19 protein-coding genes, 2 tRNA genes and 1 pseudogene are annotated in these 25,553 nt (G+C 71.0%); 12 read left to right on the forward strand and 10 right to left on the reverse strand.

The genetic code is table 11. From position 1 onward, the window contains the following. Positions 1-94: 94 nt before the first annotated feature. The 4 genes from AC16DP_RS17105 to AC16DP_RS17120 all read right to left on the reverse strand — a co-directional run bounded on the left by AC16DP_RS17105 (position 95) and on the right by AC16DP_RS17120 (position 3,736). Positions 95-349, reverse strand: a complete 255-nt coding sequence (locus tag AC16DP_RS17105; RefSeq protein WP_329728485.1) for a hypothetical protein — start codon at positions 347-349, stop codon at positions 95-97. Between the two features lie 74 nt (positions 350-423). Then, positions 424-750, reverse strand: coding sequence for a hypothetical protein (locus AC16DP_RS17110; RefSeq protein ID WP_329728486.1), 327 nt, complete (start codon positions 748-750; stop codon positions 424-426). Positions 751-922: 172 nt separating this feature from the next. Beyond that, positions 923-2,395, reverse strand: coding sequence for an ELWxxDGT repeat protein (locus AC16DP_RS17115; RefSeq protein WP_329728487.1), 1,473 nt, complete (start codon positions 2,393-2,395; stop codon positions 923-925). 216 nt (positions 2,396-2,611) lie between these two features. Beyond that, positions 2,612-3,736: a Kelch repeat-containing protein gene (locus AC16DP_RS17120; RefSeq protein WP_329728488.1), complete on the reverse strand. Its 1,125-nt coding sequence runs from the start codon at positions 3,734-3,736 to the stop codon at positions 2,612-2,614. A 219-nt stretch (positions 3,737-3,955) separates the two neighbouring features. On the opposite strand from AC16DP_RS17120, the gene AC16DP_RS17125 reads away from it, so the two are divergent. The 4 genes from AC16DP_RS17125 (at position 3,956) to AC16DP_RS17140 (ending at position 8,031) form a co-directional block, all read left to right on the forward strand. Next, complete coding sequence (locus tag AC16DP_RS17125; RefSeq protein WP_329728489.1) at positions 3,956-4,726, forward strand: SDR family NAD(P)-dependent oxidoreductase; 771 nt, start codon at positions 3,956-3,958, stop codon at positions 4,724-4,726. Between the two features lie 36 nt (positions 4,727-4,762). Beyond that, complete coding sequence (locus tag AC16DP_RS17130; protein WP_329728490.1) at positions 4,763-5,293, forward strand: hypothetical protein; 531 nt, start codon at positions 4,763-4,765, stop codon at positions 5,291-5,293. Between the two features lie 597 nt (positions 5,294-5,890). Beyond that, a complete protein-coding gene (locus tag AC16DP_RS17135) occupies positions 5,891-7,315 on the forward strand; it encodes a Tox-REase-5 domain-containing protein (RefSeq protein ID WP_329728491.1) in 1,425 nt (474 codons plus the stop codon). After that, positions 7,312-8,031: an Imm52 family immunity protein gene (locus tag AC16DP_RS17140; RefSeq protein ID WP_329728492.1), complete on the forward strand. Its 720-nt coding sequence runs from the start codon at positions 7,312-7,314 to the stop codon at positions 8,029-8,031. Before AC16DP_RS17135 ends, AC16DP_RS17140 begins: the two co-directional genes overlap by 4 nt. Here the strand turns inward: AC16DP_RS17140 and AC16DP_RS17145 are convergent. Beyond that, positions 8,028-9,836: a glycoside hydrolase family 15 protein gene (locus AC16DP_RS17145; RefSeq protein ID WP_329728493.1), complete on the reverse strand. Its 1,809-nt coding sequence runs from the start codon at positions 9,834-9,836 to the stop codon at positions 8,028-8,030. The two genes, AC16DP_RS17140 and AC16DP_RS17145, sit on opposite strands and share 4 nt — an antisense overlap. Positions 9,837-10,096: 260 nt before the next feature. On the opposite strand from AC16DP_RS17145, the gene gnd reads away from it, so the two are divergent. From gnd to AC16DP_RS17165, 4 genes are all read left to right on the forward strand, one after another. Next, the gene (gene gnd / locus AC16DP_RS17150) at positions 10,097-11,116 is read left to right on the forward strand and encodes a phosphogluconate dehydrogenase (NAD(+)-dependent, decarboxylating) (protein ID WP_329728494.1); all 1,020 of its coding nucleotides are present in this window, start codon (positions 10,097-10,099) and stop codon (positions 11,114-11,116) included. A 3-nt stretch (positions 11,117-11,119) separates the two neighbouring features. Next, the gene (gene zwf / locus AC16DP_RS17155; protein ID WP_329728495.1) at positions 11,120-12,565 is read left to right on the forward strand and encodes a glucose-6-phosphate dehydrogenase; all 1,446 of its coding nucleotides are present in this window, start codon (positions 11,120-11,122) and stop codon (positions 12,563-12,565) included. A gap of 17 nt (positions 12,566-12,582) precedes the next feature. Further along, positions 12,583-13,974 carry a metallophosphoesterase family protein gene (locus AC16DP_RS17160; protein WP_329728496.1) on the forward strand — a complete coding sequence of 464 codons (1,392 nt, stop codon included), beginning with the start codon at positions 12,583-12,585 and terminating at the stop codon, positions 13,972-13,974. 125 nt (positions 13,975-14,099) lie between these two features. Further along, positions 14,100-14,861, forward strand: coding sequence for a class I SAM-dependent methyltransferase (locus AC16DP_RS17165; protein ID WP_329728497.1), 762 nt, complete (start codon positions 14,100-14,102; stop codon positions 14,859-14,861). Positions 14,862-14,897: 36 nt separating this feature from the next. On the opposite strand, the gene AC16DP_RS17170 is transcribed toward AC16DP_RS17165, so the two are convergent. Beyond that, positions 14,898-15,785: a hypothetical protein gene (locus AC16DP_RS17170; RefSeq protein ID WP_329728498.1), complete on the reverse strand. Its 888-nt coding sequence runs from the start codon at positions 15,783-15,785 to the stop codon at positions 14,898-14,900. A 426-nt stretch (positions 15,786-16,211) separates the two neighbouring features. On the opposite strand from AC16DP_RS17170, the gene AC16DP_RS17175 reads away from it, so the two are divergent. Next, positions 16,212-19,346, forward strand: coding sequence for an ATP-binding protein (locus AC16DP_RS17175; RefSeq protein ID WP_329728499.1), 3,135 nt, complete (start codon positions 16,212-16,214; stop codon positions 19,344-19,346). A gap of 19 nt (positions 19,347-19,365) precedes the next feature. Here the strand turns inward: AC16DP_RS17175 and AC16DP_RS17180 are convergent, their stop codons facing one another. The 4 genes from AC16DP_RS17180 to AC16DP_RS17195 all read right to left on the reverse strand — a co-directional run bounded on the left by AC16DP_RS17180 (position 19,366) and on the right by AC16DP_RS17195 (position 23,544). Further along, positions 19,366-22,095, reverse strand: a complete 2,730-nt coding sequence (locus tag AC16DP_RS17180; protein ID WP_329728500.1) for a M1 family metallopeptidase — start codon at positions 22,093-22,095, stop codon at positions 19,366-19,368. Positions 22,096-22,233: 138 nt separating this feature from the next. Continuing rightward, positions 22,234-22,394, reverse strand: a tRNA-Asn gene (locus AC16DP_RS17185). Positions 22,395-22,399: 5 nt separating this feature from the next. Further along, positions 22,400-22,509, reverse strand: a tRNA-OTHER gene (locus AC16DP_RS17190). A gap of 42 nt (positions 22,510-22,551) precedes the next feature. Further along, complete coding sequence (locus AC16DP_RS17195; RefSeq protein WP_329728501.1) at positions 22,552-23,544, reverse strand: ChaN family lipoprotein; 993 nt, start codon at positions 23,542-23,544, stop codon at positions 22,552-22,554. Between the two features lie 95 nt (positions 23,545-23,639). On the opposite strand from AC16DP_RS17195, the gene AC16DP_RS17200 reads away from it, so the two are divergent. The 3 genes and pseudogenes from AC16DP_RS17200 to AC16DP_RS17210 all read left to right on the forward strand — a co-directional run. After that, entirely contained in the window at positions 23,640-24,077 is a 438-nt protein-coding gene (locus AC16DP_RS17200) for a GNAT family N-acetyltransferase (RefSeq protein WP_329728502.1), read from the forward strand. A 57-nt stretch (positions 24,078-24,134) separates the two neighbouring features. Continuing rightward, positions 24,135-25,283, forward strand: coding sequence for a pyridoxal-phosphate-dependent aminotransferase family protein (locus AC16DP_RS17205; protein ID WP_329728504.1), 1,149 nt, complete (start codon positions 24,135-24,137; stop codon positions 25,281-25,283). Positions 25,284-25,318: 35 nt separating this feature from the next. Continuing rightward, positions 25,319-25,553 (forward strand): annotated as a pseudogene (locus AC16DP_RS17210) (SitA6 family polymorphic toxin lipoprotein); the annotation flags it as partial.

Below are 25,553 nucleotides of genomic sequence, written 5' to 3' on the forward strand. Positions count from 1 at the left end.
CCAAGAGCCTGATTTTTCCCTTTCTTGCGAGAGGGGTGGATGAGGGAGGCGCTTCATTCCCCGGAATGCATGCCCGGGGAACTCGCACCAGCGGTCAGGCGGCCAGGCGCTGGCCGTCTGCCGTCACGTGCACGGCGATGGGCCTCAACTGGTCCGCCGTCGGGCTGTACGCCATGGCGCGGGCCGTCTGGTACAGGAGGTGGGCCGTGACCGCGACCGAGCCCACGAACGCGGCGAGCGCGAAGATCGCCTGGCCGTAGCGGATGTCGAGCAGCAGCGCGGCGATGGTCAGCGCGTAGCCCAGCGCGTACATCGCGAACGTCTTGAGGGAAGTGGTTGGGGTCGCCATGAGAAGTGCTCCATGCTGTGTGGGGGTTTTGCTACACAGATGGCGTCACTTCGCGCTTGTGACGGGAATGTTCCCTACCAGTGCACGAAAAATGAAACGAGCAGGGAGGCGAGCGCCATGATGCCAATCACGGTGAGCGCCGCGGGCGTGCCCTGGAAGATGGCGCCGAGGTTCTCCGACTCGCCGTGGTGGGGCCCGTGGGGCGTCCGCTCGACGATCGCCCGGTCGATGAGCAGCACCGAGAGACTGGCCGCGAGCCAGAGGCCCACGGCCAGCCAGGGCACCGCGCGCATCAGGTAGCCCAGCACGCACGCCCCGGCGGCGATCGCATACGCGATGGCGTACGCCACGAGTGTCCGTGGGGTGAAGTAGTGACTGGGACGGGTGGTTCCGCGGACCATGGCGCACTCCTCTCCCCCTCGTCGCCGCAAACGTGGGGAGTCACGGGTATGCGGGCAATCCCAGACGTGACGGAGGCACGGAGCCCGGGTCACGTCTGGTTGCCTCCTGGGTGAGCGGCGGGTCGTCCATGGACCGGACGCCCGCGAGCCACACTGGCGTTCACCTCCGGAGCTACCGGCCGCAGTGGCCCTCGGGACGGAAGGGCAGGGCCCACAGCTCGCGGCCATGCTCGCCGTCATCCGCGCTGAAGAAGACGTCCCACCCCGAGCGGATGAAGTCGCTCGGGTCGGAGCCCGTGGGCCCCGGTGCCAGCTCCGTGAGCGCGCGCGTGCCGCGGGACGTGCCGTCGCTCACCCACGCCTCCCGGCCCTTCTCCGCCGTCTCCGCGCTGAAGAAGAGCGTGTCCTGGATGGCCGTCAGCTCCGTGGGCGACGCGCCCGCTGCGCCCGGCTCGAGATCCTTGAAGAGCCGCGTGCCACCGGACGTCCCATCGCTCACCCACAGCTCGCGTCCCCGCCTCCCATCGTCCGCCGCGAAGAAGAGCCTGCGGTTCATCACCGTCAGCGAGCCCGGCCGCGAATCTCCCGCGCCCCGGTGGATGTCCTCGAGTACCCGCGTGCCCCGCGTCGTTCCATCGCTCACCCACAGCTCCTCGCCCTCGGGCTCCCCCTCCAGTCCGTCACTCCCCCGTCCGGCACTGAAATAGAGCTTCCCGTTCAGCGCCGTCAGGTCATGCGGGTAGGCCCCGTGGAAGAAGCGCAGCCTCCTCGTGCTCCCGAGGGTCCCCCGCGTCACCCACAGGCTCGCCTCGCCCTCGTCGTTGTCCACGAGGAAGAACAGCTGCCCGCTTCCCACCGGCGTCATGCGGAAGATGACGTTGTCCTCGAAGGCCTCGAAGACTGGCGTGGCGCCCGGCTCGCCCTCGCTGCGCCATAGCTTCACGTCCCGGCCCACGTTGGCCACGAAATAGAAGGCGTTCGGCGTGCGCGTCATGCGGCGCGGGCTGGATGAGCCCGGGCTGTCCGGGTCGAAGATGTCGCCGCCCGGGTACAGGTCCTCCACCATGAAGGTGCCCGCCTCCGTGCCATCGCTCACCCACAGCTCGCGTCCGTGCACCCCGTCATTCGCGGCGAAGTAGACCCGCCCGTCGAACTCCACCAGCCCGCTCGGGCCAATCTCCAACGGCGAGGCGTGGATGTCCTTCACCAGCGAGGTGCCCGTGGCCGTGCCATCGCTCACCCACAGCTCGCGGCCGTGCACCCCGTCGTCCGCGGTGAAGAAGACCCTGTCTCCCACCACGGTGAGCTCGTTGGGCTCGGCGCTGTCGAGCCCCGGGCGGACGTCCTTCACCAGGAAGGTGCCCGTTCCCCCCGTGCCGCTGCTCACCCACAGCTCGCGGCCGTGCACCCCGTCATCCGCGGTGAAGAACAGACCGTCCGCGCCTTTCACCAGGCTCTCCGGCAGCGAGCCCGGTGCTCCGGGCTGGATGTCCCTCAGCATGCGGGCCTTGGCCGTGCAGGGCTCCCAGGTGACGCTCGACTCCAGCGTGGCGAGCCCGTCGCCCGCCGGGGTCTCGTCCTCGAGGGGAACGGCGCAGCCCGTGGCGAGTGCCAGCAAGGCCGGAACGGCTCTCCAGTATCTCATCGTGTGCAGCTCCTGCAGTGGCGGCTGGCGCCGCGTGGGGCCGCAATGTGCTCACGAGAGTCCGGCTGCCCACCCGTGCACGGGTGCAACGGGCGGTCGTGCATCGACAGTCATGCAGTTGCGCGCGCCACTCGTTGCGATGGCGAGCACATCCAGGGGGGAACCACCGGGCGGGCGAGTGGGCGCCCTCCCGGTGGCCTGCCGTCTTCCGCCCGCTCAGCGCGTGAAGCGTTCCACGGAGCGCGGGCTGCTGCTGGTGCCACCCACGAACAGCACCTCGCCCGTGTGGAGCAGGGTGGCCGTCGGGGACGAGCGGCCCTGCTTCATGTTCGGCGTGGGCGTCCACGTGTTCGTCGCCGGGTCATACAGCGCAGCCTGGCCGATGGCGTCCGTCACCAGCACCTCGCCCGAGTAGAGCATCGTCGCGGAGAAGAGCGGCGTCAGGTCGTAGGGGAAGGGCGGGCCCAGGGACCACTGGTTGAGGTACGGATCGTAGAGCTCCACCGTGTTGCCGCCGTCGATGCCGCCGACGATGAGCACGTTGCCCGAGTAGAGCCGGAGGGCGGCGTGGCCGTGGCGGGCCCGGGCCAGGTTGCCGGCGCGCGACAGGCTGTTCGAGGCCGGGTCATAGAGCCAGGCCTCGGAGGTGGCGGTGCCGGAGTGCGCCCACAGGTAGCCACCGGTCACCAGCACCTGGCCCGAGTAGAGCACCGTCAGGGCGGTGCGGCTGCGCGGGAGGATGAGGCCCGAGGAGACACCGCTCCACGTGTTCGTCTCCGGGTCATACACCTCCGCTTCGGGCCCCTCCCAGTTGGCGGGCGTGTTGCCGCCCATCACCAGCACCTTGCCCGAGTCGAGCAGCGTGGAGGTGTGGTTGCCGCGGGGCGTGAGCATGGGGGCCGCGGAGCTCCACGTCTCGGTGGCCGGGTCGTACAGCTCCGCGTTCGAGGTCCAATCTCCCCAGGTTCCGGCATGGCCGCCCATCACCAGCACCTGGCCCGAGCCGGAGAGCTCCGCCGCGGTGTGGAGCGTGTGGGCGTTGAGCGGCGAGGCCGTGCGCCGCCACGCGTTGGTGTACGGGTTGTAGACCTCCGCCCCGCTGCCATCCACCACCAGCACGTTCCCCGGGCCGTTGAGCAGGGTGGCGGTGTGGCCTCCGGAGTGCGCGTTCAGTGATGAGGCATTGCTCGTCCAGGTTCCGACGGGCGTGGCCAGCGCCGCCTCGTGGGCCTTCAGCGTGGCGCCAGGCGCCTGCGTGGGTGGTGCCCCGGTCTCGGGCTGGCATCCCACGGCCATGGATGCGAGGCCCGCCAGCAACAACGACAAACGGGTTGTCTTCATGTGTACCCCTCCCTCTAGTTGTCCCGCGGCCAGGAATTGACCGGGTAATCAGTTTAACTGAATCGCAGCGCATTCCCGTTGCGCCCCCCCGCGTCATGCGCCCGGTGCACCTACGCAATACCCCTGATTCATGGGTGGGATTGGGTCCGCCGCTGTACTCCTTTGAATCCCTCGCATGTGGAGCCATTCGTGGCTCCGGGGCGGGGTAGAAGGTGCCGCATGGACCTGGAATTGAAGGGCAGGGCGGCACTCGTCACGGGCAGCAGCCGGGGCATCGGCCGGGCCATCGTCACGGCGCTGGCCCGCGAGGGCGCGCGGGTGTGTCTGAGCGCGCGCGGCGCGGAGGCACTGGAGAAGGCGGCGGCGGAGCTGCGGGCCTCCGGTGCCGAGGTGGCCACCGTGGTGGGGGACGTGGCCACACCCGAGGGCGCGGCGGCGGCGGTGGACGCGGCGGTGAGGGCCTTCGGGGCGTTGGACATCCTCGTCAACAACGTGGGCGGCAGCGGGGGCGCGGGCGCCTTCGACGTGGCCACGGCCGCGCAGTGGAAGGACGTGGTGGACCGCAACCTCATGGCCTCCGTGTGGTGCAGCCAGCACGCGGTGGAGGGGATGAAGGCCCGGGGCGGCGGCTGCATCGTGCACATCAACTCCATCTACGGCCGCGAGTACGGCACCAGCGCGCCCTACACGGCGGCCAAGGCGGGCCTGATGGCGCTCACCAAGGAGATGGCGTTGGACCTGGCGCGCCACCGCATCCGCGTCAACGGGGTGGCGCCGGGCTCCATCCTCTTTCCCGGGGGCAGCTGGGACCGGAGGCGGCAGGCGCAGCCGGAGAAGGTGGAGAAGATGGTGCGTGAGGAGTTGCCCTGGGGCCGCTTCGGCACGCCCGAGGAGGTGGCGGACGTGGTCGTCTTCCTGTGCTCCGAGCGGGCGCGCTGGGTGACGGGCGCCACGGTGCCGGTGGATGGTGGACAGGGCCGTGCCTTCTGACTCGGGCGGGAGGGCGCTCGCGTGTAGAGTGCGCGCGTGCTGAGGCTCTACAAGAAGGAAGGCGACACGCTCCGCTACTGGGAGGCCTGGGTGAACGGGGAGACGCTCACCGTGCACCAGGGCGTCGTGGGCGAGATGGGGGAGCAGCGCGACACCCCCGTCCCCGCGGACGAGGACCCGGACATGGTCATCGCCCAGGCGGCCGAGCCGCTCGTGGACCAGGGGTATGACGAGCCCGACCCGGAAGCCATGACGCCGCTCGTCGTCCAGTACGCGCTGCAGGGCAAGGGCTCGGGGCAGGACTTCCAGAAGCGCCACGCGGTGGAGGAGGTGCTCACGGACGCGCTGGGCTGGACGGGCAATGGCGAGGTGGAGGGCGGCGAGACGCAGCCCGGGCGCATGAATGTCTTCTGCCGGGTGATGGACCCGGACATCGCCGTGCGCACCTTCCTCGAGGTGCTCGACGACGAGGAATTGCTGGAGGGAGCGGTCATCGCCCGGGTGCCCGAGGACGGCGAGCCCCGGGTGCTCTGGCCCGAGGAGCACCCGGGCCCCTTCCGCGTCTGAATCGGAGCGACCCCCTCTCGCGCGAGCGGGCGGGCGGTGTGCACTGTGGAGGTGGCGTGGAGATGGAGTCCTTCCACGCGACGGAGTTGCCGAAGCTGCTCTCGGGGCCTCGGGTGGCCGCGGATACGGCGCCGTGAGGCGTTAGCGGCTGACTGATGGCTATGTCCCAGGGTTGTTTCTCCTGGGGGAAAGGCCAGCGCCATGCTGAAGGAGTACCGGAGTCCTGGTGCGGGGGAGGGCGGCGGTACGCAGTTCGCGCTTCGGGGACGCCCGTGGGGCAGGGCCTGGTGGGCGGCGCGCGTCATGGTGCTGGTGCTCCTCGGGCTGCAGACGGCGTGCGCAACGGGGTCCCCCATGGGCGGGCTGCCGGGGGGTGGTTCGCGCCATCGGAGGCGAGTGCATCGCACGAGTCCCAGGCCACAGGAGATCACTGTCCAGGCCCTGGAGGTGTCTGCACCGAGGACCGGGGATGCCTCCGAGGACTTGGAGGGCACTGGCCCGCGGACTGAGGCGCGTGAAGCCGGTGTCCCGGCGGTGGGCACGGACGAGAAGGCCGGGGCGCCAGCGCGGGCGTGGCATCGAGCGCGTGCTGCGAGCGTGGATGACGAGGAGGACCTGGAGGGGAAGGGCATTGGGTGGCCGGACGGAGTGGGCGACGGACGGCCGTTCGAGGTGCCCATGACGCTCGACTACTTCCAGGGGTTCCTCTCGCAGGCGGGCGTCCCGAGTACCGCGTTGCCCCGGGATGGGCGGACGCTATCGCCGCGGCAAGCGCTGGAGCTCGTGCCTCATCTGCTCTCCACGCCGGTGACACTGGGTAACTTCGGGCTTCGCCGCATGGCAGCGCACCTGCTCTTGGAGGTGGCTACGGGGAGCGAGGTGGTGACGAGGGACGAGCTCCACGCGCGCATGCGGCGCTTTTCGCGACTGCTGGTGCTTCGTCCAGACGGATACCTGGTGAGGACCACCTCTGGAGGAGCAGTCCAGAAGGCGGGGCAGGTCGTGCTCGCCGAGGACGGCACGCTCCGGGCCGGGCGCTTCGAGGTGGGTCCATTCTACGCCATCGAGGGCGAGCGCCTGTTTCCGGTGAACCAGCAGCTCGAGGTTCCAAAGGGGGCTCGGCCGGCGGGCTTGTATGCGCCCGACGACAACCCGGCGCTCGCGCTGGCCGAGGGCGCCGTGCTCGCGGTCGTGGATGTGGTGGAGGGCCTCTACCGGCTTGTCTTCTACACGGGCGAGACACTCGAGGGGCTGGCACGGCTTCCGGGTGCGGTGAGGCAGCTGTACGAGAACTCTCCGCAGCTCTGGGAAGAGTTCCGCCACAAGCCCTATGCGGAGAGGGTACGGACGATCTCGCGGCTGGCGACGGGGATGGTCCTGACGGTAGGCACCGCCGGGGCGGGGGCTGCGAAGGCCGCGTCCTGGGGCGGGAGGCTTGGAAGCATGGGTGTGCCGCTCTTGTCGCTCTCGGGCGATGGGCTTCTCGCGGTGCGCGTGGTCGCGGTTCCTGTCGGGGGCGCGGTTGCAGTTGCGGGAAACGCGCTGAGTGCCACCTACGTCCTGCACATGGCCAACATGGGCGCTCAGGGCGGGGGCGGCTGGCCTCCGTCCGGCGGTCCTGGGAAGTGGGAGCAGGCAAACGAGAGCATGTCGGAGGACTCTCGCTGCTACCAATGCCAGGTGACGGGGGCGCCGCCGGGATGGGTCTACCGTGTTTGGAGGAATGGAGAAAAGGCGGACTTCGACGGCTACAGCATCTCGGAGGGTGTTCTGCAGGACGGCAAGGCGTTCAGCTACGCCAAGCACTACGACGAGAACCTCGAGCCCAAGGAATATTTCCGGGGCGCGAAGAAGCTGCTGGAGACAGCAAAGCGCCAGAGCAGGGTCGCTGGTGGAGTCCCTATCCGGTGGTACGTGGCGGAGCCGGAGATGGTCGGTATTCTCGAGAAGATGCTCGAGAACGAGGGCCTTCACGGGATTGAGATTGTCTACCAGCGGGTTGCAGCGGGAGGAGTGCCATGACGGAGAGATACTACGCAGGCGTCTACTGGCCAGCCCGGCTCGAGTCCGCGGAGGAGTGCGCCCGGCGTTCGGTTGCCTTCTTTCGTCTCCTCGCGCAGTGCGACGAGATCTACGCTCGTTGGTTCGAGCAGGGAGACTCACCGGAGGAAGCGCTCCAGCGGGAGTTCACGCCAGACTTTGAGACCTTCCTTCGCTTCTTTCAGTGTGAGGAGAACCAGCTCGGAAAGGACGGATTCAGCCTTGGGGCCTGGACGGGGCACGCGGAGGCCGGGCGCGGGGGCATGGTGCACCTCACGTGTGGGGATGCATCTGGGGCGTACCCCAATTGCTGCTTGCTTCATCTCCCTCGGACGGACGTTGAGCCAGAGGGCTCACGTGTGCTGACAGCTCCTGTCCTGGTGAATGTGCTGAGGGCCATGGTGCTCGCGTGGGAGCCGCTCTTTGGCGTCGTCGCCACCCATGAGTTTCGCAGGGCGCTTCGGCCTGCGAGAGATCCGAGAGGCTTTGTGGGTTGGCTTACCTACGTTGCCCGAACTCGCGGTGAGATTCCGCCACTACCGCCGCCCGTCCGCGTTGAGCCCATCGAGGACAAGGGCAACCTGATCATCGGCGCGCCGGAGCGGCTCAGCGCCGCCAACCCGGAGCACGTTTCGCTCGGGCGCAGGGTTCAGGAGGTGTTGGAGGCGAAGGACCTGCTTCGGCCGGTCCTCTCCTAAGAGCCGTTGAAGCTCTGGCGGTGCTCGGCGGGGCTGGTGAGGTGCTCGGTGAGGTTGAAGGCCGTGTTGACGATTCCCACGTGCGAGAAGGCCTGGGGGAAGTTGCCCAGCAGGCGCTTCTCGTCCGGGTCATACTCCTCGGACAGCAGCCCCACGTCGTTGCGCAGGTCCAGCAGCCGGTGGAAGAGCGCCCGGGCCTCGTCCATGCGCCCCTGCAGCACGTAGTTGTCCGCCAGCCAGAAGGAACAGGCGAGGAACACGCCCTCGCCCGCGGGCAGTCCGTCTCCTGTCGTGCTGGTGTGGTAGCGCCGCACCAGCCCCCCGTGCATCAGCTCCCGCTCGATGGCGCTCACCGTCCCCACCATCCGCGGATCCCCTGGCGGAAGGAATCCCACGATGGGCATCAACAGCAGGCTCGCGTCCAGGCTCCCCGAGCCATACGCCTGTGTGAAGGCGCCGAGCCGTGAGTCCCAGGCGTGCTCGCACACCTCCGCGTGGAGGGTGTCGCGAATCCGCCGCCAGCGCTCCACCGGCCCTTCCAGTCCGTAGCCCTCCACCGCCCTCACCGCCCGGTCGAAGGCCACCCATGCCATGACCTTCGAGTGCGTGAAGTGCTGCTTCGGGCCCCGCACCTCCCAGATGCCCTCGTCCGGACGCTTCCACCCGGACTCCAGCCAATCCATCAGCACCTGCGTCAGCTTCCAGGCCCGCCGGTCCGTGGTGATGCCCACGCGGCGAGACTGGTGCAACGCATCCATCAGCTCGCCAAAGACATCCAACTGGAATTGATGGACGGCGGCGTTCCCCGTCCGCACTGGTTGCGAGTGCTCGTACCCCGGCAGCCATTCCAGTGACGACTCGGTGAGGCGGCGCTCGCCCGCGACGCCATACATGATTTGAAGCTTCGCCGGGTCTCCCGCCACCGAGCGCAGCAGCCAGTCCCGCCAGGCCGCGGCCTCCTCCCGGAAGCCGCTGAGCATCAACGCGTACAGCGTGAAGGTGGCGTCCCGCAGCCAGCAGAAGCGGTAGTCCCAGTTGCGCACGCCGCCGAGCCGCTCGGGCAGCGACGTGGTGGCCGCCGCCACGATTCCTCCCGTGGGCGCGTAGGTGAGCGCCTTGAGCACCCTCAACGAGGTGTGGACGGCCTCGCGCCAGGGGCCATTTCCGTAGACGCAGCGGCTCGACCACTCCCGCCACCAGGCCTCGGTGTCCTCCACCGCCGTTTCGACTTCCAACGCGGGCGGTGGAGGCTCGTGCGAGGGATGCCAGCGCAGGAGGAAGGGGACGCGTTGCCCCTCGGACACGGTGAACTCCGCCACCGTGGTGAGGCCCCGGCCGTGCAACGCCACGGGCGTGTGCAGGATGAGCGCGTCCGGCCCGGCCACCGCGTGCAGTGCCCCGTCCTCCTTCGTCACCCAGGGCACCACCGCCCCGTAGTCGAAGCGGATGATGAGCTCCATCCGCATGCGCACCTGGCCCTTCACTCCCTCCACCAGGCGCAGCACGTCGGGAACCCGGTCCCTCGGCGGCATGCAGTCCACCAGCCGCACCACTCCCTCGGGGGTGATGAGCTCCGTCTCCAGGATGAGCGTCTCCGGCCGGTAGCGCCGCCGCACTCGCGAAGGAGCGCCACCCGCGGGGGTCAGCAGCCAGCGGCCATGCTTCGGCTCGCCCAGCAGGGCCGAGAAGCAGGCACCCGAGTCGAAGCGGGGCAGGCACAGCCAGTCGATGGAGCCGTCCCGCCCCACCAGCGCCGCCGTGTGGGTGTCTCCGATGAGGGCGTAGTCCTCGATGGGCCGGGACATGTCACTCCCAAGGTGGGGACCCGGACGGCGGGGGACAAGCGGGCGAGCCCGGGCCGCTCGGCCGTCCCGTCTTCCCTCGGGGACACGGGGGCTCCGGCGGGCGCTCCCAGTTGGCGACGCTGCCGTGTCTCCCGCCCGGTGCACAGGTTGACGAGGGCACCCCAACGGCGCACGCGTGGGGTGGAGGGCCGGACGGGCAACCGGGCCTCGCCGGCCCGTGAGGGTGGACCGGCCACGCTCCCCGAGGAGGAATGAGGGGAATGGAGCTGGGAATGATCGGCCTCGGCCGGATGGGCGCCGCCATGGTGCGGCGGCTGCTCGCCGCGGGGCACCGCTGTGTCGTCACCGATGTACGCCGCGAAGCCGTCGAGCAACTCCAGGCCGAGGGGGCCGTGGGTGCCTTCTCCCTCGAGGAGCTGGTCCTCCAGCTCCAGGCGCCTCGCGCGGTCTGGTTGATGTTGCCGGCGGGCGTGGTGGAGGACACGCTCGAGCGGCTGGTGCCGTTACTCGAGGCCGGCGACACCGTCATCGACGGGGGCAACTCGTACTACCACGATGACCTGCGGCGCGCGGCGCGGCTGCGCGAGCGGGGCCTGCACTTCGTGGACGTGGGCGTGAGCGGCGGCGTGTGGGGCCGGGAGCGGGGCTACTGCCTGATGATTGGCGGCGAGCGGGAGCCGGTGGGCCGGCTCGAGCCCGTGTTCATCGCGCTGGCCCCGGGAGTCCAGGCCGCGCCGCGCACGTCCGGGCGCGAGGGCCCGCCGTCCCCGGCCGAGCAGGGCTGGCTGCACTGTGGGCCCAACGGAGCGGGCCACTTCGTGAAGATGGTGCACAACGGCATCGAGTACGGCCTCATGGCCGCCTATGCCGAGGGGCTCAACATCCTGCGCCACGCCGACGTGGGTCTGCACCGGCACGCCACCGATGCGGAGACGGCGCCGCTGCGCAACCCCGAGGACTATCAGTACGACTTCGAGCTGCCCGAGGTGGCCGAGCTGTGGCGGCGGGGCAGCGTCATCGGCTCCTGGCTGTTGGACCTCACCGCGCACGCCCTGCGCGGCAACCCCGAGCTGAGCGAGTTCTCCGGCCGCGTCTCCGATTCCGGCGAGGGGCGGTGGACGCAGGCGGCGGCCATCGACGAGGGCGTGCCCGCGCCGGTGCTCGGCAGTGCCTTGACCCAGCGCTTCCGCAGCCGCGGGGAGGGGGACTTCGCCGACAAGCTGCTGTCCGCCATGCGCTTCGAATTCGGCGGGCACCTGGAGAAGAAGGGAGGAGGGTGAGCCATGGCCACCGCACCTGTGTCGGACGCACTCGTCTTCTTCGGGGCCACGGGGGACCTCGCGTACAAGCAGATATTTCCCGCGCTTCAGGCCCTGGTGCTCCGGGAGCAGTGGACGTACCCCATCATCGGCGTGGCCAAGGCGGGCTGGGGGCTGGAGCAGCTGCGCGAGCGGGCGCGCGCCAGCCTCCGGGAGCACGGCATGTTCGACGAGGCGGACTTCCAGCGCCTGAGCCAGCTCCTGCGCTACGTGGACGGGGACTACCGCGACCCGGCGACGTTCACCCGGGTGCGCGAGGCGCTCGGGGAGGCGAAGCGCCCGCTGCACTACCTGGCCATTCCGCCGAGCCTCTTCGCCACGGTGGTGGAGGGGCTGGCCCAGGCGAGCTGCCTGAAGCAGGCGCGGGTGGTGGTGGAGAAGCCCTTCGGGAGGGACCTGGCCTCCGCGCGCGCGCTCAACGAGACGCTGCACCGCTTCCTGCCCGAGTCCGCCGTCTTCCGCATCGACCACTTCCTGGGAAAGGAGCCGGTGCAGAACCTGCTCTTCTTCCGCTTCGCCAACGTCTTCCTCGAGCCCATCTGGAACCGGCAGCACGTGCGCGGCGTGCAGGTGACGCTGGCCGAGCACTTCGGCGTGCAGGGGCGGGGCGCCTTCTATGAAGAGGTGGGCGCCATCCGCGACGTGTTCCAGAACCACCTGTTGCAGGTGATTGGCCTGCTGACGATGGATGCGCCCTTCTGCTCGGACCCGGAGAACCTGCGCGACGAGAAGGCCCGCGTCTTCAAGGCCATGCGCTCGTTGGACCCGGCCAGCGTGGTGCGGGGCCAGTTCCGCGGCTACCGGAGCGAGCGCGGTGTGTCTCCCTCCTCCCAGGTGGAGACGTTCGCCGCGGTGCGGCTGTTCATCGACTCCTGGCGCTGGGCGGATGTGCCCTTCTACATCCGCTCGGGCAAGTGCCTGCCCACCACCGCCACCGAGGTCTTCGTCGAGCTGAACCACCCGCCCCGTCCCATCTTCGAGGAGCCCTCCCTGGCCTCGCCCAACTCGGTGCGCTTCCGGCTCGGCCCCGACGTGCTCATCTCCCTCGGCGCGCGCGCCAGGCGGCCCGGGGGCGCCATGCGCGGCGAGGACGTGGACCTGGTGGCCATCCAACAGTCCGGCGGGAGGATGAAGCCCTACGAGCGGCTGCTCGGTGACGCCATGCGCGGTGACGTCTCGCTCTTCGCGCGCCAGGAGGCGGTGGAGGAGGCCTGGCGGGTGGTGGACCCCATCCTGGGAGGGGCCACGCCGCTCCACGAGTACGAGCCCGGCACCTGGGGTCCGTCCGAGGCGGACGCGCTCATCGCGCCCCATGGCCGCTGGCGCCCCGTGCTGGGCTCGGGTGAAGCGGAGGTCTCCGAGAGCGCCCACCCCGAGGAATCAGGCGGCGAGCTGTCCGCCATTCATTAGCACCCGGTGCTCGTCCCATGCCGAAGGTCCTCTCCACCGTCCGCCATCCGGCCCTCTCGCTCTGGCAGTCCTGTCTCCACCGGGAGATCTCCCGGAAGGAGCCACCCCGGGACGTGGAGGGCCTGGGCTCCTCGGTGGAGCACCCGGTCATGGAGGATGCCTGCGCCGCCGCGCGGGAGCACGCCGGCTCGCATGACGTGGAGCCCTCGCTCACCCTGGGGCGCAAGGCCAGCGCCTGCGCCCGGCTCTGTGCCCGTCTGGCCCTCGCCCGCTTCCGTGGAGACCATGAGGAGGTGCAGCGGCTGATGAGCGAGCTGCGCTTCACCTCGTGCGACCCGCTCTGGGTGGAGTCGCTGGTGGCGTACGAGCGCGCGCTCCTCCTGCACCGCACGCCCTTCTACCGGCGCCATGCGTCCCTGGAGGACTTCGTCCTGCCGGAGCTGCCGGACGAGGCCACCGTGGCCCTGCTCGCCGACTGGGGCACGGGCATGCCGGATGCGCGGGCGCTGCTGGAGCAGATCTCCACCTGCTTCCGGCCGGACGCCATCCTCCACCTCGGAGACATCTACTACTCGGGGACGCCTCACGAGGTGCGCGCCCACTTCATCGAGGTCTTCGCGGATGTCTTCGGCGCGCGGTGGCCCCGGGTGCTCGCCCTCTCCGGCAACCATGACCGCTACTCCGGCGGCGAGGGCTACCGGGTGCTGTTGGACGGGCTCGGCCAGCCGGCCAGCTACTTCTGCCTGCGCACCCGGTACTGGCAGTTGCTCGGCATGGACACCGGCCTGCACGACTTCAACCCGCGCGCGCTGGCGGACACGCTCACCCGGCTGGAGGACTCCGAGGTGGAGTGGCTGGTGGACAAGGTCCACCCTGCTGGAGGGCGGGGCACCGTGCTGCTCTCCCACCATCCGTTCTTCTCGCTGGCCAGCGTGGGCCATGACGCGCGGGGCCGGAAGCTGGCGCTCAACCCGAACCTGGCGCGGGCGTTCGCCTCCATTCTCGGCGACGTCTCCTTCTGGTTCTGGGGGCACGAGCACAACGTCCACATCTACGAGCCCTACGCGGGGCTGGTGCGGGGCCGGTGCATCGGCGCGGGCGCGGTACCGGTGCTGCTGCACGAGCAGCGCAACAGCCCTCTTCCGGGGCTGGTACCCGCGCCGGGTGAGTCCGGTCCTCCCCGCCGGGTGCCCGGCACGCGTCTGGGCAACGACGGCCTGCTGGACCACCACGCCTACGCCATCCTCTCCCTGCGGGGCCCCCAGCTCACCGTGCGCTATTTCCAGATGGCCAACCGCTTGCTGGTCCCCGGGCACGTGCCGCCGCCGGGGCCTCCGCTCCACGAGGAGACCGTCACCCTCTCCGCCCCGGCTTGCCGGGACTCCGGTGCACTCCCAGGTTCGTGGTGATGCAACGGTTGCCCGCGGGAGCGGAGGAGCGCGCGAGCAGGCACCCTTGCGGACGTCTGTCCATGGGCGGCACCCCGGGCCACTTCGACGAAGACGCGGAGCGCACCTGACATTACGCTCTCCTCATGCTCGGTGACGCCTTCCTGCTGCTGCACACGGACCTGCCTCGCGAGGGACCTGGGAGTGATGAATGCACCCGCGAGGCGCTCCGCCGCTTGCGTCCGCTCCTTCCTCCGGCTCCCCGGGTGCTCGACCTGGGGTGTGGCCCTGGCCGGCAGACGCTCGTGCTGGCGAGGGAGCTGGAGACACCCATCACCGCCGTGGACTCGCACGAGCCCTTCCTCAAGCGCTTGGAGACCGAGGCGGCGGCCCGGGGACTCGGCCACCTGGTGCGCACGCGGCGCGCGGACTTCGCGGCGCTCGGGGATGCTCCGGGCAGCGTGGACCTCATCTGGTCCGAGGGCGCCATCTACGTGCTGGGCTGGGGCGCCGGGCTGCGGCGGTGGCACCCGGTGCTGCGCGAAGGGGGTTTGCTGGCCGCCAGCGAGGCGACGTGGCTCACCGACTCGCCCCCCGCGGAGGCCGCGGACTTCTGGCGCGAGGCCTACCCGCGCATGGGCACCATCGCCTCCAACAGCGCCACGGCGCGCGAGGCCGGCTTCGAGGTGCTGGACACCTTCGTGCTGCCGGCTCCGGCGTGGTGGGACGAGTACTACCGTCCCCTGGAAGCCCGCATGGCCTCCCTGCGCGAGCGCGCCCGGGGGGACGCGGACCTCGCCACGGCCATCGCCGAGACGGAGCGGGAGATCGACCTCTACACCCGCTACGGCACCTCCTACGGCTACGTCTTCTACCTGCTGCGGGCCCAGGCCCGGGGCGGGCGCTGAGGCACTCCGGGCCCCGGGCCATGGGCGCTTCCGCGCTCAGCGGCAGGGGCCGCAGTCCAGCGCGCAGTCGTCGTAGCGGTTGCTGCTGCCACAGGACTCGGTGAACTGGCAGAGGCCGTCCCCGCACACGACGACCTCCTGGGGGCGCAGCCGGGTGGTGATGGGGCGGTAGCTCCTGCCGTTGCGGGTGCAGCGCGTGTAGTACGTCCCGGTGGAGTCCAACGTGCAGCTCGCCTGGCAGCTGCCGATGTGGACGAGCGGTGGGCACGCGTCGCTCCCCTCGAGCGCGCACGCCCTCAGGCTGCTCTGCGACGGGGGCAGCGGGGCCTGGTCATTGCCGACGAAGAGGCCCTCGTCGGTGAACATGTTGCCGAAGAAGCACGCCTCCCGGAGCGAGTAGTCCGCGAGCTCCGTGGCCGTGGAGGGGATGAGCTGTCCCTGCGCGTTGGCGCCCAGCACGGAGACGCCCACCGAGCGCCCGAACTTGTTGACGAGCGCCGCGACGCACGCGGTGACGACCTGCTGCTCCTCCACGGAGACCGGCGCGCCGCCCGACCAGCCCGGCGCCAGCCCCAGGCTCCCGGGCCAGACATAGGTGAACCCGCCGTCCGAGAAGGTGCGGTACTGCCCGGCCGGCACGGCGCAGCGGACCAGGTACTTCATGAAGAGGCTCGTCGTCAGCGGGCTCTGCTGGAACCACGAGGTGAAGGCGCCGCTGGCCAGTCCGTTGAAGGCGAGTCCATTGAAGGCCAGCCCGTTGAAGGCGAGTCCGTTGAAGGCCAGGCCATTCATGGTCAGCCCGTTGTCGTCCTCGAGGCCCTGGAGGGAGGTGCCCACCTCCGGAGGTGGCGCGGGTGCCTCCTCTTGCACCGGGCCGCAGCCCACGGCGAGTGTCAGCAGCAGCGCTCCACACGTGCTCTTCATGGTGTACCCCCCGGAGCCCACGCATGAAGGCTTCGCCCGGGATGGCGCCGGTGCGAAGCGGGCTCCACGAGAGAAAGTGCCGTTGTTTCTGTAACCCAGATACAGGCTGGAGGGCCGGGTGCTCCAGAGCGTTGCCGGTGAACGTTCCGCGCGTGGAATGGAAGACACCCCGGAGCGGAAGCGTCGGGTGTTGGACGCTCGGGGTTGCCCCCGGACGTGCGCGGCCCCTAGCGATGAGGGCCCCCCTCTGGCGGGCGCGCCGGGTGTGGCCAGAGGGAGGCGCGAGTGGGAGTCCGCTCGCGACGGAGGCTCCGCCCGCTCCGTGTGATGGTGCACGAATGGGGCACGGGGGTAGCGCGAATTTCCGGCCTCACGGTCATCATGATCGCAGGCGAGGGAGAGCGGGTGATGGGGAGCGTCCTGCGCATGTTTTCATCACTCAGCACCACGGAGGGCCCGGGAGTCGGGGGGGCTTCGCGGCGGCGTTCCTCGACCGTCGCGGCACCCATCGGCACGGTGGCGCTCGTCTTCACGGACGTGCAGGGCTCCACGCGGCTGTGGGAGCGGTGCAGCGGGGGCATGCGGACGGCGCTGGACGTGCACGACCGGGTGCTGCGCGCGCTGCTGGCCGAGCACGGCGGCTATGAGGTGAAGACGCAGGGGGACTCCTTCATGGTGGCCTTCGCCTCGGCGGTGGAGGCGGTGCGCTGGTGTCTGGAGGCGCAGCAGGCGTTGGTGCGTGCGCCCTGGCCGGAGGAGCTGCTGGCCGAGCCGGACGCTGCCGAGGAGAAGGGGCCGGGCGGATGGGTGTACCGGGGCCTGCGGGTGCGCATGGGCGTGCACCTGGGGGAGCCGGAGTGCCGTCTGGACGAGCAGACGGGCGAGGTGGACTACATCGGGCGGATGGTGAACGTGGCGGCGCGCGTGGCGTCGGCCGGCCAGGGCGGGCAGGTGCTGGTGAGTGGGGCGGCCTGGGCCCAGGTGCAGGGCGCGCTGGAGGCGCTGGGCCAGCCCCGGGTGCACGCGCTGGGCGAGTACCACCTCGAGGGCATTGGCGAGGCCGTCACGCTGGTGCAGGTGCAGCCCGCGGTGCTGGCGGAGCGGCGCTTCGAGGCGCTCCGGGTTCAGCCGGTGCCGCGGGGCCAGGTGCCGGCCGAGACGGGGGAGTTGATTGGCCGGCGCGAGGAGCTGGCGGCGCTGCGGCGGTGCTTCGACACGCAGGCGCGGCTCGTCACGCTGCTGGGCCCCGGGGGCATGGGGAAGAGCCGGCTGGCCACGCGCTTCGGCAACCAGGAGCTGGAGGCGCGCACGTGGGAGGGCGGGGTGTGGATGTGCGAGCTCACGGACGCGGCGACGGTGGGCGACATCTGCCACGCCATGGGCCAGGCGCTGGGCGTCGCGCTCACCCGCAGCGGCGAGGACAGCGAGCCGGCGGAGCGGCTGGGGCGGGCCCTGGCCGGACGCGGGGACGTGCTCGTCATCCTCGACAACGTGGAGCACGTCCTCCAGCACCTGCCGGCCACGCTGGGCCGCTGGCGCGCGCTGGCGCCCCGGGCCCGCTTCCTCGTCACCTCGCGCGAGTCGCTGCTGCTGCCCGAGGAGCGCGTCATCGACCTGGAGCCCTTGCAGGTGCCCGAGGAGGGCGAGACGCGCCCGGAGCTCCTGGGCCGGTGTGACGCCCTGCGCCTGTTCGTCCAGCGGGCCCTCGCGGTGCGCGGCGGCTTCGAGCTGACGGAGGCGGAGGCCCCGCTGGTGGCGGACATCGTCCGCAAGCTGGATGGCATTCCCCTGGCCATCGAGCTCGCGGCGGCGCGCACCAACCTGCTGGGCGTGTCGCAGATTCAGGAGCGGCTGTCCCGCCGCTTCGAGCTGCTGCGGGGCGCGCGGCGCGACGGCTCGGCGCGGCAGAGCACGCTGTGGGGCGCCATCGACTGGTCCTGGAACCTGCTGGAGCCGGCGGAGCGCGCGGCGCTGGCGCAGTGCTCGGTGTTCCGCGGCGGCTTCACCCTGGAGGCGGCCGAGGCGGTGCTCGTGTTCCCTCCGGGCGGGCCGGACGTGATGGAGATCATCCACTCGCTGCGCTCCAAGTCCCTGCTGCGCGCCTACGCGCCGGACGGGCTGCCCGGGGAGCTGCGGCTGGGGCTGTACGAGAGCATCCGCCAGTACGCGTCCTCGCGGCTGGCGGAGCGGGGCGAGGGGCCGACGCTGGCGGCGCGCCACGCGAGCTGCTACCTGGCGATGGCCCGCCGGCTGAGCGCGCGGATGCGCGGAGAGGGTGGAGAGCTGGCCTTCCGCCGGCTGTCGCTGGAGCGCGAGAACCTGCTGGCGGCTTGTGACAACGCGCTGGCGGTGGTGCCCGCAACGGAGGGCTCCCTGGAGCGGGCGCTGGGCGCGCTGCTGGCGCTGGAGCCGGACGTGACGGCCCGGGGCCCGGTGGGGATTACGTTGTCGCGGTTGGACAAGGCGCTGGAGCTGGCGTCCATCATGGACGTGGAGCCGCAGCTGCGGGCCGAGGCGCTCGCGGTGCGGGGCCGGACGCACCATGGCGCGGGCCAGCTCGCCGCGGCGTGGAGGGACCTGGAGGCGGCGCGTTCCGCCTTCGCCGCGCTGGACGCGGTGGACCGGACCAAGCGCGTGCTGGTGGACCTGAGCATCGTGGCCCGAGACGAGGGCGACATGGGCACGGCGTGGGAGCTGGTGCAGGAGGCGCAGGAGCTGTCCTCGCTGGGAGACCGGTGGCTGGACGCGTACGCGGTGGGCAACCTGGGGATTCTGGAGCTGGGGCGGCACGGAGCCGGGGCGGCGCTGCCGCACCTGCGCACCGCGCTGGAGCTGTTCCGCGCCGTGGGCGACGTGGCCTTCGAGGTGGGCTTCCTCACCAATTACGCCATGGCGATTGGCGAGGGCGGAGGCACGGCGGAGGCGGTGGCGCTGCTGGAGGAGGCCATGGAGAAGGCCTCGCGCGTGGGAGACCGGGCGGGACACGCGCTGGCGCGGGTGAACCTGGGCTGCTTCCTGCTCGACGCGGGCCGGGCGGCCGAGGCCCGGGAGCACCTGGAGGGCGCCGTGCGCATGGGCCGGCAGCTCGGCATGCGCATCCTGGAGGGCGTCGCGCTGGGCGAGCTGGGCCGGGCCCTGGTGGCGCTCGGCGCGCTGGAGGCCGCGCGCGTCCGTCTGTCCGACTCCATCGCCACCCTGGACCGGGTGTCGCGCTGGCACGCGCTGCGCTTCACCGCGCACCTGGCCTCGGTGCAGGCGGCGCTCGGGGAGCTCGGGGCCGCCCGGGATGGGTTCGCCTCGCTGGAGGTGACGCCCGAGCTGCGCGACGACGCCGTGCTGCGGGAGCTCTCCTCGCTGCTGCGCGCCTCGCTGGACCTGGCCGAGGCCGCGCGGGCCGCACCGGGCGGCGAGGCGGGGATGAAGTGCCTCGCGGAGGCGCGGCGGCGCGTGGAGCGGGCACGCGGTGCTCCGGCGGAGGCGGCCTCGTCGGACCTGCGCGAGGCCTTGCGGGTGCTCGGCCGGAGCGTGCTGGAAGCCCAGGGGGACACCGCCCAGGCCTGAGCGGTGTCCCGGGCGGGCGTCAGCGCCGCGCCGACGTGTCCACGCCCTTGCCGAGGCCGCGGATGAACTCCCGCAGGCTCGGCTGGTTGCGGCGCTCCGCCTCGATGCACAGCTGCATGGACTCGAGCGCGCGGGCGAGCGAGCGGGTCCCGCCTTCGATCTTCTCCACGCGGGGACGCAGCAAGGCCTCGGCCTCGGCGCGCCCCTGCTCGTCGCAGAGGTCTCCTGTCATCTCGATGAGCCAGTTCATCTCATCCGAGCGCAACCGGCTGGAGAGCGCGTCGAAGTGGCTCCGGTAGAAGTCCCAGGCCTGGGCGCGCGACTCGGGGATGGAGAAGGCGGTGTAGAGGATGGACAGCGTCTCGCGCACGTCGAACGTGCCGCCGGCCACCAGGGAGAGCGCCTCCTTCACGAGCGCCGGGTCGCGGAAGACGCCGAGCGTGCCGAGCAACCGGGCGCGCTCGTTGCGGTCCTTCGCCGCGCGGGCCTGGGCGAGCATCGTGTCGAAGAGGGCCTTGTCGCCCTCGCGCGCCGCCACCCGGAGGGCGGTCCAGGCCATCTCCGGGTGCACGGCCTTGCGGTCCGCCAGCCACGCGCGGCCGAGCTTGATGCCCTCCCGGGTGAGGGCGGGGTCCCGTCCCACGATGACGGCGCGCCCGAGCAGCATGGGGCGCAGCTGCTTCACGTCATCGCCCTCGCCCGGCTTGGGGGTCCAGCCCACGGCGCGGGCGCGGGCGCCATAGAGGCCGCGCAGCCAGGCCTCGTAGCGCGAGCGCTCGGCCTCGGGGAGCCGCTCGGCCTTGATGTCGGAGAGAAGCTGGACACCGCGCTGGAGGATGAGGCGCTGGGGAGCCGCGGCGGTGGCGGGGACGAGCTTCAGGGCCTCGCCGAGCGGCACGTCCCCGCGGTCCACGGCGGCCTTCACGTCGGCGAGGAAGGCGAGGCGCTCCTGGGTGCTCAGGGTTCCCGGAGGAACGGAGAGCAGCTGGGCGAGCTGCTCGCGCGAGTAGCTCACGCGGTAGTAGCCGGTGCCCCCGGCGTTGAGGAGGAGCCACGAGGGGCAGCCCTGTCCGGGCAGCTCCACCTCGGCGGTGGGGGTGGAGAGGAGCGTGCAGGTGCGCGTGGCGTCCTTGCCCTTGCCGGCGCGCAGACACACGGGGATGTCCCACGTCCGCGCGGTGGAGCCGGTGGAGCCCGCGGGGAGGTAGCGCTCCTGGGAGAGCATCAGCTTTGGCGCCGTGCCCGGCTTGCACTGGAGGCTGGCGGAGACGCGGGGGACGCCGGGCTGGTCCACGTAGCCGCGGAAGACGCGGGCGGCGTCGGGCCCGAGCGACTCGGAGAGCGTGGCGAGGAAACCGTCCGAGTCCGTCACGGCCCAGGCGTGCTGGCGCACGTGGGTGCGCAGCGCGTCGCGCAGCCGCTCCGCGCCGAGCCAGCCCTGGAGCATGGAGAGCAGGGAGGAGCCCTTGGCGTAGGTGGTGCCGTTGTCGAAGGAGCCGATGATGTCGTCGTTGGTGGTGATGGGCTTGCGGACGGCGGGCGAGGTGATGAGCGAGTCCGTCTCGAGCGCGAAGGCGGCCGAGTTGGCCTGGCCCTCCAGCGCGTACTGCCAGGCGGGGTCGAACTGGCCGGTGATTTCATGGTCGAGCCAGGTGGTGAGGGACTCGTTGAGCCAGACATCGTCCCACCAGCGGCAGGTGACGACGTCGCCGAACCAGTAGTGGGCCAGCTCGTGGATGGCGATGTTCACATAGGACTTGCGGCGCTGGAGCGTCTCCTCGCCGGGGTGGATGAGGGTGAGGGGCTGGCCGAGCGCGACGATGCCAGGGTGCTCCATGGTGCCCCAGAAGTGGGGCACCACCGCCACATCGAGCTTCTCGTACGGGTACGTCTGGTCGAAGAAGTCCTCGAGCAGGGTGATGATGCGCGGGGTGACGCTGGCGGCATAGGCCGTCTCGGCGCCGCGGCCCTTGGGGACGATGAAGCGCAGCGGGACATGGGCACGGCCGATGGGGCCGGCGTCCACCAGGTCGAAGGGGCCCACCACGAAGGCGACGAGGTAGCTGGGCATGGGGCGGCTCTCGGCGAAGGTGACGCGCTTGAGGCCCCCGGGCAGCGGCTCCTCGGAGACGATGGCGTGGTTGGCGAGCGCCACGTGCTCCTGCTTCACGGTGAAGCGCAGCGTCCAGGGCACCTTGAAGCCCGGCTCGTCGAAGCACGGGAAGGCGCGCCGCGCGTCGATGGGCTCGAAGAAGGTGTAGAGGTAGGGCTCGCCGCCCTCTTCCACGGCGTAGAGGCCCTGGCTGCGCTCGCGGTCCGCGCGGCCGGTGAAGGTGAGGACGAGCTGGGCCGGGCCCGTGCCGAGCGTCTCGGGGAGCAGCACGCCGAGCCGGCCCTCGGTGGCGGTGATGGCGCGAGCCTCCAGCGTGCGGCCGCTGACGAGGACACGGGCCCGCGTCACCTGGAGGTCCTGCGCGTGCAGCCACACCTGCCGCACGGGCTCACGGACGTCCAGGTCGACGGTGACGGTGCCGGAGTAGGTGGGCTCGGCGGGGAGGAGCGTCAGCTCCAGCGCGTAGCGCACCGGCCGCACGGAGTCGGGCAGGCGCAACTGCGGAGGCTGGGGCTCGGGCCATTCCGGAGCGGCGGCCACGGGCGTGGAAGCCGTGGGAGCCGCCGGTGGGGCCTCGGGCGCATGGGCACAGTGTACGGAGAGGAGAGCGACGAGAGCGAAGGGTAACCAGCGCATGGCGCGCGAGGTTACCCGCTCGGCTCGATCCGGAGAAACCCACCGCTGGAAGCGGAGGGAAGGGGTCTGCGTCCGAGTGAGGAAGCCATTTTTAATCTCGTGCTCTACCAGACTGAGCTATTTCCCCCATGAAGGGAGGGGGGAAAGCCGGATTCGAACCGGCGACACCGAGAGCCAGGGCTTGTAGGGCCTCTTCGGCCGGACGCAAATGCTGTCAGAGAGGAATTGAAACGCCCGAGTGGAAAAGCCGTTTGACTGCTCGATTAATAGTCGAGTGCCTTTACCATTTGGCTATTCCCGCGCATGGTGCGGGAAGTTGGATTCGAACCAACAGAGGTGCGTGTAAGACCTCTCCTGCCGGGCGCTTCAAAGCTTTCGCGGGGGCTCGGGCGATTCCGCCGTCGTCGCTCCCGCCTACACTTGAAGAGACGCGGGCTCCCGCCGGTTCCTGACACGCTATTTTCCGGGGGATTTCTGGCGGAACGCGGCGCAGGGGTCCTCCCGCTCGGAGGCCGGGGTGAACCAGACATGGTCATACGGCAGCCCGCCAGGGCTGTCCGAGGGGGCGTAATCGCGTGGCTCCTGGGCCTCGGGGGAGACCTCGAGGAAGGCGAGGCTGCGCACCGGAGCGCCCGGGGCGAGCCGGGCGAGCTGCGCGGGGACTCCGCGGTCGGTGCGCGCATGGCCGGCGCCGGTGATGAGAATGGCTCCCGCATCCGAGGCGGTGGTGCTCAGACGATCGGCCATCTGCGCATCCCGGGCGCGCTGGGCGAGCACCATGGGCTCGAGCATGGCCTCGGGCAGGTGGCCGCAGTGGGACTCGTGCATCTCCGCGCGCATGGCCTGGGCGACGTCCTCCGGCAGCGGCGTCTCGAGCCCGAGCCGCGAGCGTGTCTCCGGAGGCAGGGCGTCGGGTCCGCGCATGACGAGCTCCTTCACCTGGGCGCGAGGGAGGTTGGCGCCGACGATGCGCAGGCCGCGCGCGGTGCCGACGGCGAAGATGGGACGGTAGAGGGACCAGTCGGGCCAGCCGCTCTTCTCCCACGCGACGGCCCGGGCGATGACATCCGGGTTCCCGGGCTCGCGGGCGAGCGCTTCGTCCACGGCGGGCTGCTGCTCCACGTCGAGCATCTCGAAGGCGAGCGTGGGCTTGCGGCCGGAGGCGGTGAGCGCGTCCACGAGCCGGGCCTGGAGGAGGTGGTGGTCGGGGTTGTCGTGCCGCTCGCCGAGGAGCACGAAGCGGGCCCGGGCGAGCTCCGCCAGCAGCGTGGGCTCGTCCACGAAGCGGCCCTGCCGGACGTCCCAGATTCTTCCCACCAGCGGATGGTCCCGGTGCAGCGGGCTCCGCCACGTCTGTGTCTGGGATTCGGGGGGAGGGGCGCGAGTCGTGGAGGAGGACGAGGCACAGCCGCAGGCCAGCAGGAAGACGAGACAGAGTCGGAGGGACATGGAGGAGGCAGTGCGCCATGCGCTCCCGGGGAGGGCCATGGCCTTGATGCACGGGACGCTCAACGGCGAACACCTGGAGCCGCTACCATCGCGGGATGGACGCCCTGGACGCGGTGAAGATGACGGTGGTGGAGGAGCCTTCCGAGGAGGAGCTCCGGACGCTGATTCGCAGCCTGGTGCGGTACAACGAGACGCGGGCGGCGCCGGAGAAGGCGCGGGACCTGGCCGTCTTCATCCGGTCGGAGGACGGGAGCCTGCTCGGAGGAGCCATGGGCTATACCCACTGGGAGTGGCTCTTCGTGAGCCACCTGTGGGTGGACGAGCGCCTGCGCGGACAGGGCTGGGGTGGACGGCTGATGGCGAGCATCGAGGATGCCGCGGTGCGGCGGGGTTGCCACTCGGCGCACCTGGACACGTTCAGCTTCCAGGCCCTGGGCTTCTACGAGAAGCAGGGCTACACGCGCTTCGGAACGCTGCCGGACTATCCACGAGGCGAGAGTCGCTACTTCCTGAACAAGCGCCTGACGAAGTAGAAGGCTGCAGCCCCCCAACCACGAAGAGGAGTACCCGTGAGCGAGCGAGACCTGCTGATGATTCCTGGCCCGGTGGAGTTCGACCCGGAGGTGCTGCGGGCGCTGGGCATGAAGACGGCCAGCCACGTGGCGCCGGAGTTCATCTCCGTCTTCGGGCGAGCGCTGAAGAAGCTGCGCGAGGTGTGCCTGGCGCCGTCGGCGCAGCCCTTCGTGGTGGCGGGCAGCGGGACGCTGGCGATGGAGATGGCGGTGGCGAACCTGGTGGAGCCGGGCGAGCGGGCGCTGGTGGTGAACACGGGGTATTTCAGCGACCGGATGGCGCTGCTGCTGGAGCGCTACGGGGCGGAGGTGGTGCAGGAGAAGTGCGCGCCGGGCGAGGTGCCCGAGGTGGCGGCGGTGGAGCGGGTGCTGGCGAGCGGGCGCTTCAAGGTGATGACGGTGACGCACGTGGACACGAGCACGGGGGTGCTGGCGCCGGTGGAGGCGCTGGTGAAGGCGGCGGGCCGGCACGGGGTGTTGGCGGTGGTGGACGGGGTGTGCGCCACGGCGGGCGAGACGTTCCACCAGGAGGCGTGGGGCGCGGACGTGTACCTGACGGCGAGCCAGAAGGCGATTGGCGTGCCGCCGGGGCTGGCGCTGCTCACGGTGAGCCAGAAGGCGATGAATGCGTGGCGCTCGAGGAAGACGCCGGTGCGCTCGCTGTACGCGGACTTCGGCGAGTGGCTGCCCATCATGGAGGCATACGAGGCGGGGCGGGCGTCCTACTTCGCGACGCCGCCGGTGAACCTGGTGTACGCGCTGGAGGTGAGCCTGGGGCAGATCCTCCGCGAGGGGATGGAGGCGCGCTTCGCCCGGCACCAGCGCATGGCGCGGGCCTTCCGCGCGGGCTGGAAGGCGCTGGGGTTGAAGCTGTTGCCGGTGAACGAGGCGGTGACGGCGAACACGCTGAGCGCGCTGTACTACCCGGAGGGCGTGGACGCGGGGCTGGTCGGACGAGCGCGCGAGCAGGGCGTGGTGCTGGCGGGTGGACTGCATCCGCAGTTGAAGACGCGCTACTTCCGGGTGGGACACATGAACGTGGTGGGCCCGGGGGATGTGCTGGCCACGGTGGGCGCGGTGGAGCGGGCGCTCGCGGCGGCGGGCCACAAGGCGCAGCCGGGTGTTGGCGTGGCCGCCGCGCAGGCGGAGCTGCTCGCGGCACGGTGAGAGGGGTGCCATAGCGGTGGTGTAGCGTGGGCGGGATGCGAGTCCTGCCCTGGAAGAGCTGGTTGGCGCTGCTCGGGTTGGTGCTGAGCGCGTGCGCGACGACCTCGACGCCCGCAGTGAGCGAGTCGGTCGAGGACGTGGACCCCGTGGCCTCGTGGGAGGAGGCCCGGGAGGACCCGAGCTGTGTGGTCCCGCTGTGTGACGAGGGGCGCTGCGGGTTCTGGCGATGCCAGGACGTGGAGGAGGTGGAGGAGCACCCGGTGGTGCTGG

Source organism: Archangium sp. (assembly GCF_057119385.1).